The following is a 15,640-nucleotide window of genomic DNA, read 5'->3' on the forward strand; positions in this document are numbered from 1 at the left end:
GGATGGGCTCCTCTCATGCAACTCACACCACACAGAGCGCACTCGAGTGCGATCCGGACCGTCAGACAGCCAGACGGATCAAAGGGTTGCACATCTTAAAGAAAAAACGAGAAAACCTGTTTGGTCCCAACCAAGGCTGGGCAAACGACGGTCTTGCATTCGTTGCCGGTCGTTCACCCGAAGGTCGTTCTTCGCCCGTCTCATCCCGATATGCCCCTGTAAAGCGGGTGGTTACGATGAGGCGGTCATGACGGAGATACGAGCGAAGGCGATCACCGTGGCGGCCGTCACGGTCGCGTTCGGCCTGCTCGTGGCAGCATTGAGTACCTATACGATCGCCCGGTCGTCCGGAGACGACAACGGCCGTACGTCGGACGGCGCGCGGGCCTCCGAGGTCCGGCTGGAGCGCAGGATCACCGACTTCACGGCCGGGCTCGATCCCGACGCCGACTACCAGGAGCCGCGCCGCGCCGAACGCCGGGCCGTCGCCCACGCGGTGGGCCTGATCCTCGACGGACACCTCGACGGACGCCCGGACCGCGCCCGCCCGCTCCTCGCCGACGTCGGCTTCCGGCTCCGTACCCTCACCGACACCGGCACCGGCCGCCGCTACGCCGAGCTGGCCGACCGCACCGGGGACGGGCCCGACCCGCGTGGCTGGGCCCGGGTCTATGTGGACCTCTCCGCCCCCGCCCGCTGGTCGGTCCAGGTGCCGCACCCGGTCTCCGACGCGGACACCGAACGGCTCGGCGCGCGCGTGCTCCTGGACTCCCCCGGCGGCGTCCTGGTGCTCGCGGGCGCCCACCGCAGGGCCGGGGACGGCGATGCCGCCGACGCCGCCCACCGCACGGACTCGGTCTTCGACGCGGTCTGCGACGAGCTCGCCCGGCGCGGTCTGCCCGGTGTCCAGATCCACGGGTTCGCCGACGACTCCGCACCGGGCCGGGACGTCGTCGCCTCCACCGGCAAGGGCCGGGCGGGCCGCCCGGACGCCCGCCGCCTCGCCGCCGCCCTGACCTCGCGGCACTTCTCCGTCTGCCGCGCCTGGGTCCGTAGCTGCCCCCTGGAGGGGCGCGACAACGTCCAGGGCCGCAGGGCCGCCACCGAACGTGTGCCGTTCCTGCACATCGAGTTCGCGCGGTCGGTGCGCGCGAGCGACACCCGGATCCGGCGCGCGGTGGCGGCCATCGGCACGGTGACCGCGCGGTGGGCGAAGGACGACGCGGGCTAGGGGTTTCCGGCCCTTCCACACGAAGACCGCGCCCGGTGGGCGGAGGACGCCCCGGGGTACGGGGCCCGGCGGACCTTGCCCCTCCCCGCCCCTTCCCGATACCAGGGGCTCCGCCCCTGGACCCCAAGACCCGCGGCCGAGCTCCGCCACGCGGCGGAGCCCCGCCACGCGGCGGAGCCGCATATCAATGCCGCGGGAAGGGGCGAAGCCCCGGACCGGGGACTGGGGCGGAGCCGCGGGCCGGGGACTGGGGCACAGCCGCGGTTTCGGGCCTGGAGCGCAGCCCCGCCCCGGGATCTGGGGCAGAGCCCCGGCCCAGGGCCTCCAACGCAGCCCCGCCCCGGGGACTGGGACGGAACCCCGCCCCGGAGTCTGGAGCGCAGCCCCGCCCCGGAGTCTGAGCAGAGCCCCGAGCCGGGATCTGGGGCGCAGCCCCGGACCGGGGGCTGGGGCGAAGCCGCGGACCGGGGACTGGGGCAGAGCCGCGGACCGGGGACTGGGGCAGAGCCGCGGACCGGGGACTGGGGGGCGCAGCCCCGGACCGGGGACTGGGGGGCGCAGCCCCGGACCGGGGTCTGGGGCGCAGCCCCGGACCGGGGACTGGGGCAGAGCCCCGGTTTCGGGAAGGGGCGGGGAGGGGAGTAGCCCGCCGCAGGCGTCCAGGCCCGCCGGACACGCCCTAACCGCGGGCCGCGGCCACCGTGAACGCGCTCTTCACCGTCTGCGTCACGGCGTTGCCATCCGCGTCCGTCCCGGTGACACGCAGCGACGCGTCCCGACCCGCCGCGGCGTCCGGGGTGGTCCAGTCCGCGCGGAACCGGCCCTTGCCGAGCGCGGTGATGGCCGCCGCCGTCCACCGCTCGCCGCCGTCGAAGGACACCTCGACCCTCGCCTTGGTGACCGCGGGCGCGGCCGCCACGCCCGGTACGTGCCCGAAGCCGACGACGAGATGGTCGTCACCGGCCGGGCTGGTGCCGTCCGGCGCGGCGTCGAGCCGGTAGTGCGGGACGACGACCGGCAGCGCCGAGCACTCGGCGGGCCCGTCGTACTCGCCCGCCCCGGACACGCACGTCCAGTTGTCCGGCACGGTCTGGGCGCCCGAATGACCCGAGGAGAAGGTCCACTCGGTGTGCGTGGTCAGCGACTGGCGGAACTCGCCGTTCGTCCGGGTCTGGTCGTACACCACCGTGTACGGAGCCTTCCGCGGCGGCACGGTCAGGACGCCACCGGAGACGCCGTCGCCCTCGTACAGGGTCGTATCGCCGGAGACCACCGCGAAGTGCGAGGAGGTGACGTCGGACGGGAGCGCGAGGGCGTGATGCCCGGCGGAGTCCATGACCGTGGTCAGGGAGAAGGTGAGGGCATCGCCCTTACGGCACGCCGCGCAGTACCACGTCTCGTCCGCGGCGGCGCCCCGCGCGGGCTCGGTGAAGCCCGGGGCGAGCGGGCCGCGCAGCCAGTCGACCGTGGTGGTCCGGCCGGGCCGGAGGGTCTGCTTCTCGGACACGAAGCGCCGCTCCCCGGCCTTGAGCCAGTCGTGGTAGGAGGCTCCTGCCGAGCCGCCCACGTACTCGATCCGCCGGGCCGGTGTCTTGAACGGCTCGGACAGCGCCTCACCGCTGCTCTCGTACGGCAGATACATCAGGCGTGCGACCTCTTGGGCGCGGCCCGGCGTATCGCTGTGGTAGTTGGTCCGCACCGTGGCCAGTTGGCGTCCGGTGACCTTGTAGTGCTGGTTCTTCGCGATCACGCCGGCGGGGTTGGCCAGCTTGAGGTCGTAGGAGTAGGGCGTGGCCGCGTCCGCGGGCGCCTTGCGGTGGGTGTAGACGTTGAAGCGCAGATCGCCGGTGGTGACGGGGCGGCCGGAGGGCTGTACGTAGACGGGCGCGCCGCTGGAGACGCCGACGCCGCCGTTGACCGCGACCTCACCCTTGGTGTCGTCGCGCAGGTAGTGGAGGATCAGCTGGTGCTCCTCGGCCGGCCGCGGGGTCGAGAAGGTGACCCGCTCGGTGGCCTTGCGCAGGTCGAGCACGACATCGGTCGCGGTGGCGCCGTCCGGGACGGTGAACTCGGCGGTGGCCATGCGGATGCCGGTCGACTCGCCCGCGCCGTCGAAGGTCGGGGCGGAGACCATGGCGCTGTAGCGGCCCGCGGGGACCTCGGCCTTCGCCTCGCCGTCGACGGCCTGGAGGGCCGGCTCCCGGTAGAGGGTGGCGTCGTCGACGTTGGCCAGGGCGAACGGCGTGGCGCCCGGGAGGGGCTTGCCGTCCGTACCGAGCACGGTGACCTTCACCGGGTGATCCGCCCGCGTGTGGTCCCGCCGCGTACGGTCTGCCCGCATGTGGTCCGCCCGCGTGTGGTCCGCTCGCGCTTGGTCCGCCACCGTGTGGTCCGCCCGCGCGGGCGGGCGCGGGGCGGCCCGTCCACCGGCCGTGGCGACCGCCGGTACGACGGCGGTGACGCCACCGAACAGCGGGCCGTCGCCGACGGCCCCCTCCCCCGCCTCGGCACCGACCTGCCGCGCCAGCGCCGCGCCGAAGGCGGGACCCGAGGGCGGCGCCGTGGCGCCGCCCTCGGCCTCGACCCGTACCGGGGTGGTGGTCAGCCCGGCCTCGGCGAGGGCGGAGACGTTGAACAGCGCGGGGTCCAGGGTGCGGCCCAGATACGGCAGCGCGGTCAGCGGAATGACGAAGACATCGTTGTCCAAGCGGCGGGTGACATAGTCCGCCGCGGCCCCCGGCCGCGGCGCCACGACGACGCTCCCGTCCGCGCCGAGCGTGACGCGCTCGCCGGTGACCAGGGTGACGGTGTGCGCCGTGGCGTCAGGAGCCGGGGAGGCCGCGGCGGTTGGGGTGCGCTCCGCGGGGGCGGCCAGGGCCCCGGGAGCGGGGCCGGCCGCCAGCCCGAGGGCGGCGAGGACGCAGCCGGTCGCGAGGGCGCGGGCGCCGCGCGCTCCGGTTCCGCGCGCCGCGGTCCGTCTGATCCGTCGGTACCACATGAGGCAGCAGATCCTTCCGTGACGGGGATCAAGCACATTGACGTCCCACAGGTTCGCCCCCGGAAGAGATCACTTACAGGTACGGACCAAAGCTGGCCGAGAAGCGCCGCTCTGAGGCGTTAACCGAGCGCCCGTCACCTCTCCTCCCCCTCCCGCCACCCCCGTGGAGCGGCCACGGTGAATTCGGCCCTCATCCCCACGGAATCTTCGCCTTTCCGTCCGGCCAGCCCGCGGCGGACATGATCAAGAATGACCGCAAGAGCAAGAACGCCGAGCCGCTGGCCCCCGCCACCGCCGCCCGCCGCGCCGCCCGCCGCGCCGGACGGCCGCCGGTGCGGCCGCACGAGGTGGCCGACGCGGCCGGGAAGCTGGCCACCGAGCACGATCTGGTGCTGGTCGAGGGCGCCGGCGGGCTGCTCGTACGGTTGCGTGGTGCACGCCACCAGCGAGCCGCAACCGCCGGCAGGGCAAGGACGGCCTCGACTCGGCCATGGCCGGTCGGCTGTGGGACGCGACCGCCGACCTCGTCGGGGCGGTCGCCCGATGAGCTGCCTGGACGCCGGGACGCTACAGCCTGGAGTGCGGAGAAGCCCCGCAATGACCCGCTATCAGGGGGAGCGGCCGGATTTTCCAGCGCACCGCACACACCGGAAACCGCTGTTAACCGGATGGTGTTCGCAAAGGGTTTTTCTCAGGGCCACTCAGCGCAATGGACGTCGACTTCCCAACATTTGGCGTCCCGGCACTGTCCTCTTACGACATGACTGCTTTACGTTTCTCTTTTCTCGCAGCACCACGCACAGCACCACCAGGCACACTTACAGGGGAACCGTGCTCACTCAGGACTCGACCACGCAAGGCGCCTCGACCGCATCGGATACGGAGGCGCCACAGACCGGCGAGCGGCCCAAAGCGCCCGCCCGGTCCAAGAGGGCCGCCATTCTCGGCTGGGCCGTCACACTCAGCCTCAACGTCGTCGCACCGATCACCACGTACAACGCACTGCGCGACCACGGCTTCAGCGAATTCGCCGCGCTGCTGATCAGCAGCGCCTGGCCGGTGGTCGACGGCGCCGTCCACCTCGCCTGGCGCCGCCGCCTCGATGAACTCGCCATCGTCACCCTGGTGTTCATCGTGATCACGGCCGTGGTGTCGACGGTCGGCGCGCACTCGGCCCGCGCGCTGCTGATCAAGGACTCGTGCGTCACCGGGCTGTTCGGGGTGCTCTGCCTGGCGACGCTGCTGGCGCCGCGCCCCCTGATGTTCTACCTGGGGCGCAAGTTCGCCACCGACGGCACCGAGGCGAGCACCGCCTGGTGGAACGGCCTGTGGCACGTCGATGGCTTCCGCAAGGCCATGATGACGATGACGACCGTCTGGGGCGTGGCCTACTGCATCGAGTCCGCCGTCCGGGTCGTGCTGTCCTACACCCTCAGAACCGACACCATGGTGGTCCTGAGCCCGGTCCTGATCTACGCCGTGCTGGGCTCCCTCGGCACGTGGACGGCCCTTTACGGCAAGCGGTCGCGCCGCAAGGGCCAGGAGCGCGCCGCCGCCGCGGCAGCCGCGGCTGCGGAAGCGGAGGCGAAGGCGGAGCCGACGGCGGACACGCCGGCCGCGGCGGCCGGGGCCTGACCGGCCCTCTGGCACCGGAATGCCGGCCGAGGGGGAACTCCGGCGCCCGGCACCGAGGTTGGTATGGGAAGCTGTTCGACGGTCGAACGCGGGCGGGGGCCGTGACGGTCGTCGAGAGGAGCACAGCGTTGACGGAGAACGGCTTCCGCGCCGAGGAGATCGATACCAGCAGGCCGCACCCCGCCCGGATCTACGACTACCTGCTGGGGGGCAAGAACAACTACGAGGTGGACCGCGACGCCGGTGACCGGCTCGCCGCCGCGGCGCCCGAGGTGTGGAGCGGCGTACGGGCCAACCGCGACTTCCTGCGGCGCGCCGTGCGCTATGTGGTCGACAGCGGCATCCGGCAGATCCTCGACATCGGCACCGGGCTGCCCAGCTCCCCCAATGTGCACGAGATCGCCAGGGAGCTGGCGCCGGACGTGCGCGTCGCGTACGTCGACAACGACCCGATCGTCAATACCTACGCCAATGTGCTCCTGCGCGGCTCGGCCTCGACCAGCATCGCGCTAGCCGATCTGCGCGACCCGCGGGCCATCCTGGACCACCCCGAGGTCCGCCGGGTCATCGACTTCGACCAGCCGGTCGCGGTGCTCCTCATCGCCATCGTCCACTTCCTCACGGAGGCGGACGAGCCCGAGCGAGTCCTGGCCACCCTGCGCGACGCGCTGCCGGCCGGGAGCTTCCTGGTGCTCTCCCACGCCACGGACGACTTCGCCGACCGCAGCGCGGCCTCGGCCGTCTACGACGATGCCACCGCCACCTTGAACCTGCGGTCCCGTGACCGGATCGAGCGGTTCTTCGACGGCTTCGACCTGGTCGAGCCCGGTCTGGTCGAGGTCCCGCTCTGGCGCCCGGACGTCCGGCCGCCGACCGGGCCCGGGGAGATCGGCTACTACGGCGGCGTGGCGCTCACGACCGGCTGAACCACCGCCTCCGCGGGCGGAGCCGCCCGCGCGCGGCTCGGCACCGGCCGGTGTCAGCCGCTCTTCGCGCAGCGGTGTCCGTCGCCGGTTCCCACCCCGGAGAGCAGGGCGCGCGTGACGTCCTCCGGGAACTCCGGTCCGAGCGCGGAGTGGCCGAAGAGCGCCCGGAAGACGATGGGAGCGGAGAACAGATCCATCATGAGGTCGACGTCGAAGCCGGGGCGCAGGTCGCCGCGTGCGATCCCCTTCCTCAGGGACACCGCGCACGCTTCCCGGCGAGGTGCCCAGACCGCGGTGAGGAAGGTGTCCCGCAGCTCCGGATCGTCCGCGAGGTCGGCCACGAGTGCCGGGAGCACATGGCCGAGGGCCGGATCGCTCATGGCGGCCCGGAGCGCTTCGAGATGCCCGACGATGTCGCAGTGCGTGCATCCGGTGTCCATCTTCACGACACCGGCACGGTCCCGCGCCATGGCCTCGACGACCAGGTGTTTCTGGCTCTTCCAGCGCCGGCGGATGGCGGGTTTGGTGGTGCCCGCCCGCTGCGCGATGGCTTCCATGGTCAGGGCCGGGTAACCGACCTCCCGTACGAGTTCGGTCACCGCGGCCAGCACGGCGTGGTCGATCCGCTCGTCCCGCCGACGTGCCATCGAACTCTCCTGGAACCACCCGAAACCCTGTTGTCCGGCCAGCCTACCGGGGAACCAGGACGACCTTGCCGAACGGCCTTCCGCCCTCCACCAGCCGGAGTGCGGCATCGGCCTCGGCGAGCGGGAGACTGCGGTCGAGTACGGCGGAGAGCCGGCCTTCCTCCAGGAGTGTCGCGATCCTCGCCCAGGAGGACCGGAGGTCCTCGGGGGACACCGAGTTCAGGCTGAGCGCGAACAGCGTCGGCGATGCGTGGAAGTGGCTCAGCAGCGGTGCGAACGCTTCGGTTCCGGGAGATCCGCCCGCGCCGCCGCAGAGGACGTAACGCCCGTTGGGCCGCAGGAGTTCGAGATGCTTCCCCAGATCCGGGCCGGCGACCGTGTCCACGACGACGTCGTAGGTCTCGTCGGGCAGAGCGGACGCGGTCCGGTCGACGACCCGTGCGGCACCCAGCGCCCGCAGGCGTTCGCCGCGGGACGGGGACGAGGTGACGACGGTGACCTCGGCTCCGCGAGCGTGGGCGATCTGCGTGGCGAGCACGCCGATCCCGCCGCCGGCGCCGCGGACGAGCACACGTTCGCCCGCGGCCGCTCCCGCCCGGTGCAGCGCGCCCTCGGCGACCAGCGCGTTCACCCCCAGCGCGACCACGTCGGCCGCGTCGGCGCCCGGCGGAACCGGAAGGACCCGGTCGGCGTCGGCGACAACCTTCTCGGCGTAACCGCCGAAGGCCGGCAGGGCGAGAACCCGCTGCCCGGCCAGCGCTTCGGGCGCGTTCCGCCCGACCGTCGTCACGCGGCCGACGACTTCCAGCCCCGGCACCGAACCCACACCCGGAAAGTAGGCGTACTCGCCCCGGCGGGCCATCACATCCACATAGCCGACGCCGATCGCGTCGATGTCGACCAGCACCTGGCCCGGCCCGGGAACCGGTTCCGGCGCGTCGACCACCGCGAGATCCTCCGGCGACCTGACGATCACGGCCTTCATGGGCTGCTCTCCTTCATCATAACGTTCCGATCCGAATCGGAACGTTATGATGACATCCGTGAAACGTCAACGACGGGAAGCCATCACCGCCTGCCGTGGCGTCAGGAGGGGCAGGTGTTCTTGGAGCCGTTCCGGTAGGTGCGGTAGAGGCCCGGCGCGCCCGGATCCCCGGAGCGGGCGCTGGACGGGAACTCGACCACGGGCACGGGTTTGCACACGGCCCATTGGTCGTTCTTGCCCGGCCCCTCGAACCCGTAGGTCCCTCCGGCGCCGACCAGGCAGGAGCTGCACCCGTCACCGGCGATGCTCGGGATGATGAGGGTGTTGTACACATCGTCCTTCGTCGGGATGCTCAACGCCTCGGGCGCCTTCCCGCCGCCCTCGTTGATCTCGGCGAAGGTGCGGTCCACGGCGCCCGCGAGCAGCGTGAAGGCGTCGTGGTACATCACGGCGTAGCCGTCGTCGAGCGGCTTGTCGCCCAGCTTGTGCCGGGTCCGGATCTCCTCGAAGCGGTCCAGGAAGCGGCCGAGCGCCTTCTTGGGCTTGGCCTTCCCCGCCCACCAGGCGGGGTCGACGGCGGAGGCGTCGACGATCGTGGCCCGGGCCTCGTCCAGCCATCGGGCGGGCGCGTCGCCGGTGAGCGTGGGCTCCAGGCCGATGCCGACCTTCAGGATGCGCAGCGTCGTGGTGCGCCCGCAGCTGCCCTCCTGCGCCATGCGCTCCATGAAGGCGGGGAGGTCCTGGTCGCGGCCCGCGAAGAAGACCGTGTCGGACTTATCGTTGCAGATCTTCTGGACGGCGTCGGTGAACCGCTGGGGGATGCCCTTGTCGGTGCCGGAGGTGCCGGTGAAGTTCGAGTTGTGGTTGGTCAGGTCGTACGCGGTGCCGAAGTGCCGTTCGAAGACGCTGCGCAGGTTCTGGGAGTAGACGTCCTCGCTGCGGTTGTCCCAGACCAGGAAGCCTCTGTGCCGCGCCGGTTTACGGTCCAGGTAGAGCTTGAGGGCGCGGGCGAACTGGTCGTTGTTGGGCGAGGTCTTGAAGAAGTACGGGGAGTTCATGTTGGCCGCGGTGATGACCGGGCCGACGGTGGGGATGCTGTGCTTGCTGAGCGCGGCGATCGCCTTACGGGTCTCCGGAGTGCTGCTGGGAATGCCGGTCACGCCGACCAGCGGCGCCCGGGTGTCCTTGGTCAGCTCGGCGAGACGGTCGACCACGGGCTCCCATTGGTCGAGGTTGCGGCCGTCGGGGGCGAGCAGCAGCTGGTAGTGCGGTCCACCGAAGCGGTTGGCCTGCCGCTGCGCGGCCAGGGCGCCCGCGATGCCACGGCGGATCATGTCCGCCGTCATGGCGCTGTGGTCGTCCGCGGTGAAGGGCATCATCAGCGCGATCCGCACGTACGGGATCCTGGGCCCGCTCGGCGGGTCCTCCCAGCCCCGCTTCACCCGGGCGTTCTCGTCCGCCACCGCCCCGATGAGGCTTTCGACGCCCGGGTCCGCCTCGAAGGCTTCCTCGGTGACGCCCACGCAGTCCCCGTCGATGTCCCGCAGGTCGTCACCGCACCTGCCGGGGCCCTGGGCGAGGTTGACGGCGACGGTGATCGCGGCGGCGACCAGGACGCCGATTCCGACGACGGCCAGCCATTCGAGCGGCCCCCACTCGCGAGGATGACGGCGGAACAGACGGAGCAGCATGCTTCCTCACTGACCGGAGATAGGGAAGGGGCGCTTCTTCCGCGCCGCCGCGGGCCAGTTGCGGGCCGCCTGGCCCAGGACGGCGTGCCAGGACGGATGGCGCGGTGAGAGATAGGCCAGCTCCTCGCCGACCGCCTTGCACATATCGGGGTCCGGCTCGGCGTGCGGCTCGGAGACATGCCACAGGGCGTGCAGCAGCCGGTTGACGCAGCGCTCGATCTCGTGCAGTTCGGCGTACCGGCCGTCGTGCGCGCCGAGGGCGATCTGCATCCGTTCGTCGGTCCACTCTTCGGCCGGTGGGGTGGGCGCGGTGGCGGCGTACTGGAGGCACAGCAGCCAGTGCGCGGCGGCGTGCGCGTCCTTCTCCGACTGGAACTCCTCCGTCAGCATGGCCACCACCGTCTCGGCGTTCCCGGCCGCGAGCGTGTGCCGCAGGGCGTCGGCCTCGCCGCTCTCGCCGCGCTGGGCGTGGTGCATCCGCAGGAAGCGGTGGATGTCCTGCCAGCTACGGCCGTCCTCGGCCCGCGAGGAGGTGCGGCGCGCCTCGTGCACCAGCAGGGTGCGCAGCAGCGCGTCGGTGACCAACGGCTGGTCGGGCGGGGTGAGCTGCTGCCACTGCTGCTCTTCGAGGTAGTCGGTGGCGGAGTTGGCGGGGAGCTGGTCCGGGCCCTGCAGCCGCAGATGCTCGGCCAGCGCCTCGGCCGCGGTGCTGTCGCGGGCGAGCGAGAGCAGGGTCAGCCGGTCGCGCTGGCGCCGGTCCGGGAGCAGCCGCTCCAGGAGCGCCTCGGTGACCGGGCGGCCGTCCTTCGCGTTCAGTTCGAGGAGGTCCCGCGGGTCCACCCCGCGGCCCCGCTTGGTGGCGTCCAGGACCGCCGCGCACAGCACGGTGGTCACCGCGGGGTGCCCGCCGGTCAGGGAGTGCACGGCGGAGGCCAGATAGGGATGGAGCGGCCGGGTGGGCCAGCCCGGCACCAGGAGGGGCAGGATGTCGTCCCGGCTCAGCGGGGTGAGCGGGACGGCGAGCAGTCCGGCGGACGGGGTCAGGCCGCGGCGCTGCCAGCCGGAGGACTTCACCAGGTCGGGCAGGTCGCGGCGGACGGCGTCGGACGCGTCCTCGGGTAAACCGCCGAGGCGGGTGGCCACGACGACGATTTCCTCGTGGTCGGGGCGCTCGGGCAGCGCGCGGTGTTCGAGGAGCAGGTCGAGGAAGTCCTGTCCGGGCGGGCAGTGGGCGTCGTCGAGCAGGATGAGCGGCCACGGTTCGCGGTTCCACCGCTGGAGCCTGCCGTAGGAGGAGGCGACATCGTGGAGGAAGGCGGCCATCAGGCTCTGCTCGGCCGCGTGCCGGTAGTCGCCGCCCCGCTGGAACCACTCCCCGAGCAGCACCAGCGGATCCTGGCCGTCCGCACCCCGCGGAAAGCGCCGCCGGTACCACTCCTGTGCCGCGGCCGGCTGGTGCCGGTCGGTGTACTCGGCCACCACGGCGGCGGTGACCGCGTCCCGGCCCCACTCCGCGTCGGCCTCCGCGTCGATGGTCTCCAGACGGCCTTCGACGGCGGTGGCCCAGGCGTGTCTCAGCGCGTTCTCCTCCCCGCCGGCGAGGCGGCAGGCGAGCAGCAGCCGGGCGAACCTCAGACACGCGGCGTCCCGCTGCTCGCCGTTGCCGTGGTACCAGCCGGAGACGGCGAACAGGCCGGGCACCAGGACGGGGAAGCGACGGCGCAACGCGGGGGCGAGCCCGCACACCAGCTCCGCGAGGATCTCCACCAGGGTGGCGGCGGTGGGGGCACCGCCGTCGGCGGGCGCGGGCGGGAAGGGGGCGGATTCGGCGGCCACGGCCCGGACGTGGGCCAGCGGCAGCCGGTCCCGGTAGCGCGCCGCGAGTTCCTCGAGGACGGCGCTGCGCCCCATGCCGTGGTACCCCGTCAGCAGCACCACGGGCAGGTCGCCCTGGTGCTCCCGGCCGACCCGGGACCGCTCGTCGTAGGCCAGGCCGGTCAGCCGGGGAACGAGCGAGCGCAGCACCGGGTCCCGGCCATAGAGCGGTGACCCTTCCGATACGCGCATCCCGTTGCGACCCGCCTCAGTCGTCCTCTGCTGCCCGGCAGCCGTGACCTCGGAGACGGGCGGCACCGCTCCCCCGAGACATCAGCCGCTGACATCCGTACCAACTACGCCTACAATCTTGAATTTACCCCTTGGGTAAACATCCCACCAGGTGAACGCGGCACCATCGGAGACAGTGCCGGTCAGGGGTGCGGATATATGTCGAGATCGACGCTCTCGGGGAGCGAGTCCGCGCCGCGAATCTCGCCCGGATAGACCAGCCGCACCCGGCGCAGCCGGCGCAGTCCGGCGAGGGAGGCGAGATCGAGCTCCGCCACCTGCGACAGATGGATCTCCTCAAGTCCCGGAAGCCGCCGGGCGATCCGCCGCAGCGGAACCGCGACGCCGGCCCTGGCCCACACATCCAGGTGGGTGACCTGGGGTATCTCGGTGCGGGGGGCGAACAGCAGCATGCTCAGCTGCTGCGGGGAGAGCGTCAGCCTGCGCAGCTCGGGCAACTCGGCGATGAGGGAACCCCATTCGTCCGGCGTCAGCCGCTCGCTGGCGTCCTGGAGCCGCAGCTCCTCCAGCCCCCGGCACTCCACGATCCCCGCGAGCTGCGCCGCCGACGACGGCAGTGAGAGCAGCCGCAGCTCGGCGGGGCGCGGAAGGTCGGACAGGCCGCGCCAGGGCACCTCCCGTCCGATGAGGAGCCCCTCGAGACGGGGGCAGTCCGCCAGCTTCAGCAGTGGCTCGAACTGGGGCAGGTCCCGCAGCTCCAGCCGCCGCAGTCGGGGCAGCCGGGTCAGCGGCACGGGGTCCTTCACGTTCCGGCAGCCCTGGAGGGCGAGGGTCTCCAACTCGGGGTAGGCGGAGAGCAGATCGAGGTCCTCCAGCTGGAGGGTGTTGCGCAGGCGCAGCTCGCGCAGGTGGCGCGGGTCGAGCGCGGCGCGGATCGCCTCGGGGGCGAAGTCGCCGTGCAGGCCGACGCGTTGATAGCCGGACATGGTGCGCAGGGCCTCCAGCTCGGCGTGCGAGCGCACCGTGACGATCTCCTCGGGTGCGGTGTCGAGGAGCGGCCGTACGATCTCCTCGGCGTACACCTTGGTGTCGAACCGGTCCCAGTGGGCGAGCAGTTGAGCGCGCACCGCGGGCTGGCCGGTGCCCAGGAACTCCCGGAGCCTGGGGATGGCGGCGTCCCCGCCGATCTGGCAGATCGCGTGGACGGTGGCCAGCTCCTCGTCGCCCTCCAGGTCCTTGGCGTCGGGCAGCAGGCCCAGCAGCAGCGGGCCGGTCTGCGCCAGTGACCTGGCCTCCCGCAGACTCCGCGGCGGAAGCAGCCGCGCGGCCCGGTCCTCGATGGCCTCGCGGACCGTGGGCTCCAGGCGGGTGGCCTGTTCGAGGGAGGCGAGCGCGAGGAGCCGTAACCGCGCCTGGACCGTCGCGTCCTGCTCCCGGTCACCCCGCTCGCGCAAACGGGTCAGCAGGTCGGCACGCTCTTGGTGTCGAGCCTGTGCGACGGCCATCTGCACCACGTCCTCCCACTGGTCCAGGTGTGCGTTGTTCACCAGCATGCCCATATCGCGCTCTTCCAGCACGGCCCTGGCGCCCAGGAAGTCCTGGAAGGTGCGGTGGATGAAGTTGACCGCGCCCGGGGCGGGTTCGCGCAGCAGACCGGAGCGCTCCAGCAGGTGCTGCAGGGCCTCCTCCGCCGTTCCGACTTCGGCGAGGCGAGGCACGGACGGCTGCAGCCGCCGCACCACGTTCACCGCGTCCGGGCGGTCCAACTGGGTCCGCTCGTTGCGGATCAGCCAGTACGCGAGCCTCTGGAGCGGCTCCGTGGCCGACTTCTGGTCCAGGACGGGCTTACGGCTGCGGCCGTAGACCTCGCGCTCCAGGTCGCGCCGCTCCAGGAGCATGGACAGGGCCGCCTCGTACAGGGAGGCGCGGCCCTGGGGCAGGAAGCCGCGCCGCTCCCGGTGCAGGGCGCAGATCAGGCCGCACATCAGCGGATTGGTCGCCAGACGGCTCAGCTCGGGGCTGCTGCGCAGCGACTGGGTGAGCGAATCGCCGAGCTCCTGCGAGGCCCCCGCGGCCGTGTGCCAGCGCCGGATGAACTGCTTCATGTCGGCGGGCCGCATCGCGGCGAGCGCGAACTCCTGGAAGCCCTCGCGGGCCAGCCAGCCCCGTTCGAGGGCGGCGGGGCGGGAGGTGAGCAGCCACAGATTGCCGGGGAAGACGGCGAGCAGCTTCTTCAGCCAGGCCCGCACCCGGGCCCGGTCGTCCTTCGGGATCTCGTCGGCCCCGTCGATCAGGAGCACTCCGCGCCCGTGCCGCAGCACCCGCGCGGCCCAGCCGTCGGGCTCGGTGCCCACCAGCGGGCAGCCGATCCAGCGCAGGAAGTCGTCGGGCATCGGCAGCTCGGAGTCCTTGCGCGCCAGGGTGCGCAGCGGCAGCACGAAGGGGACCCGCCCGAAGAGCTGGGACAGCCCGCCCGGCACCCGGTCCTGCTGCGCCGTGGAGAGGGCCAGCCACTGGACGAGGGTGGTCTTGCCGGTGCCGGCGACCCCGCGCAGCAGGACGCGCTCATGGCCGGCGAAGACCGCCTCGGCCGGGCCCGGGGCCCGCTCGGCCTCGGTGTCCCGGTCGGCGCCGGGCTCGCCGTTCACCACCGGCACCCGGTCGGTGCCATCGCGGTACGGCCTGGCCTGGAGGCTCAGGTACGCGGTCTCCAGCGGCCAGTCCTGGCCGTCCGGTTCGCGCAGGTCCACGCCGTAGATGGTGAGCCTGCCGTGGCACTCGACGACGTAAGCCGCGTACTCCTCCTCGAACTCTGTGTCCTGGCGGCTGATGTCGGGCAGCCGCCGCAGGATGGCGTCCAATTTCTCGCTCTGCTCCCGGATCTCGCGGCTCTGCTCGATCTGGGCTCGGGCCGCGAAGCCGGGCCGCTGGCTGAAGAAGCGCATGAGGTGGACGCAGGCCGTCTCCAGGAGCCGGTCGTGGAAGCGGGCGGCGTCGTCGCTGAGGAGCCTGCGGGTGTCGGGGCCCGCGCGCCGGGACAGCTCGGCGGCCAGCCGCTCCGGTCCGAGCGCGAAGGCGTGCACGTCGTCCATGTCGAGATCGCCGAGCGCGTGCAGGGTACGGGTCAGCGCCTGCCCGACGGAGTCGTGCTCATCGGCGCCGATCGGCGGGTCGTGCGGCCCGGCGGCCCGCACGGCGCGGCGGACCAGCTCGCGGGCGAGCTTGTGCAGATCGTCCTCGGTGAGGGTGCGGTGCTCCTTGGCGAAGGAGACGAGCCGGCGGATCGGTACGGGCCGTTCGCCGTACTCCGCGCCGGGCGCGCTCGCGGGTGGCAGCAGCAGTCGTTTGATCACCGGCACGACCACTGCCGACGCGATCCGCAGCCCCACCGTGCCGCCGTCCACAGCAGCCCCTCCCTCGCGGCGTCGGCGCGCGTCCCCCGCCGAGCCCCGTACAACCG

General features: G+C 72.4%; 9 protein-coding genes. 3 read left to right on the plus strand and 6 right to left on the minus strand.

Features of this window, described 5'->3' with window-relative positions; translation table 11 throughout:
- The first annotated feature begins 247 nt into the window (after window positions 1-247).
- Window positions 248-1,231, plus strand: a complete 984-nt coding sequence (locus ACZ6TD_RS08875) for a hypothetical protein (protein WP_471352312.1) — start codon at window positions 248-250, stop codon at window positions 1,229-1,231.
- Window positions 1,232-1,910: 679 nt separating this feature from the next.
- Here ACZ6TD_RS08875 and ACZ6TD_RS08880 read toward each other — a convergent pair.
- A complete protein-coding gene (locus tag ACZ6TD_RS08880; RefSeq protein ID WP_471352315.1) occupies window positions 1,911-4,229 on the minus strand; it encodes a hypothetical protein in 2,319 nt (772 codons plus the stop codon).
- 831 nt (window positions 4,230-5,060) lie between these two features.
- Between ACZ6TD_RS08880 and ACZ6TD_RS08885 the strand changes: the two genes are divergently transcribed.
- Together ACZ6TD_RS08885 and ACZ6TD_RS08890 are read left to right on the plus strand one after the other, a co-directional pair.
- Entirely contained in the window at window positions 5,061-5,864 is an 804-nt protein-coding gene (locus ACZ6TD_RS08885) for a VC0807 family protein (RefSeq protein ID WP_471352318.1), read from the plus strand.
- Between the two features lie 128 nt (window positions 5,865-5,992).
- Window positions 5,993-6,790, plus strand: coding sequence for an SAM-dependent methyltransferase (locus tag ACZ6TD_RS08890; RefSeq protein WP_471352320.1), 798 nt, complete (start codon window positions 5,993-5,995; stop codon window positions 6,788-6,790).
- 53 nt (window positions 6,791-6,843) lie between these two features.
- Here ACZ6TD_RS08890 and ACZ6TD_RS08895 read toward each other — a convergent pair whose 3' ends face one another.
- The 5 genes from ACZ6TD_RS08895 to ACZ6TD_RS08915 all read right to left on the minus strand — a co-directional run bounded on the left by ACZ6TD_RS08895 (window position 6,844) and on the right by ACZ6TD_RS08915 (window position 15,584).
- Complete coding sequence (locus ACZ6TD_RS08895; protein WP_471352322.1) at window positions 6,844-7,437, minus strand: TetR/AcrR family transcriptional regulator; 594 nt, start codon at window positions 7,435-7,437, stop codon at window positions 6,844-6,846.
- Between the two features lie 43 nt (window positions 7,438-7,480).
- Window positions 7,481-8,422: a quinone oxidoreductase family protein gene (locus ACZ6TD_RS08900; protein WP_471352325.1), complete on the minus strand. Its 942-nt coding sequence runs from the start codon at window positions 8,420-8,422 to the stop codon at window positions 7,481-7,483.
- A gap of 101 nt (window positions 8,423-8,523) precedes the next feature.
- Window positions 8,524-10,113, minus strand: a complete 1,590-nt coding sequence (locus tag ACZ6TD_RS08905) for an ABC transporter substrate-binding protein (RefSeq protein ID WP_471352328.1) — start codon at window positions 10,111-10,113, stop codon at window positions 8,524-8,526.
- A gap of 6 nt (window positions 10,114-10,119) precedes the next feature.
- A complete protein-coding gene (locus ACZ6TD_RS08910; protein WP_471352331.1) occupies window positions 10,120-12,180 on the minus strand; it encodes an ATP-binding protein in 2,061 nt (686 codons plus the stop codon).
- Between the two features lie 182 nt (window positions 12,181-12,362).
- The gene (locus tag ACZ6TD_RS08915; RefSeq protein ID WP_471352334.1) at window positions 12,363-15,584 is read right to left on the minus strand and encodes an NACHT domain-containing protein; all 3,222 of its coding nucleotides are present in this window, start codon (window positions 15,582-15,584) and stop codon (window positions 12,363-12,365) included.
- Window positions 15,585-15,640 lie beyond the last annotated feature (56 nt).

It is taken from the genome of Streptomyces yongxingensis, from assembly GCF_055597465.1.

Excerpts from the sequence above, each read along its gene's own strand:
- ACZ6TD_RS08875 (WP_471352312.1), top strand. The coding sequence starts at position 248 with ATGACGGAGATACGAGCGAAGGCGATCACCGTGGCGGCCGTCACGGTC.
- ACZ6TD_RS08880 (WP_471352315.1), bottom strand. The coding sequence starts at position 4,229 with ATGTGGTACCGACGGATCAGACGGACCGCGGCGCGCGGAACCGGAGCG.
- ACZ6TD_RS08895 (WP_471352322.1), bottom strand. The coding sequence starts at position 7,437 with ATGGCACGTCGGCGGGACGAGCGGATCGACCACGCCGTGCTGGCCGCG.
- ACZ6TD_RS08900 (WP_471352325.1), bottom strand. The coding sequence starts at position 8,422 with ATGAAGGCCGTGATCGTCAGGTCGCCGGAGGATCTCGCGGTGGTCGAC.
- ACZ6TD_RS08905 (WP_471352328.1), bottom strand. The coding sequence starts at position 10,113 with ATGCTGCTCCGTCTGTTCCGCCGTCATCCTCGCGAGTGGGGGCCGCTC.
- ACZ6TD_RS08910 (WP_471352331.1), bottom strand. The coding sequence starts at position 12,180 with ATGCGCGTATCGGAAGGGTCACCGCTCTATGGCCGGGACCCGGTGCTG.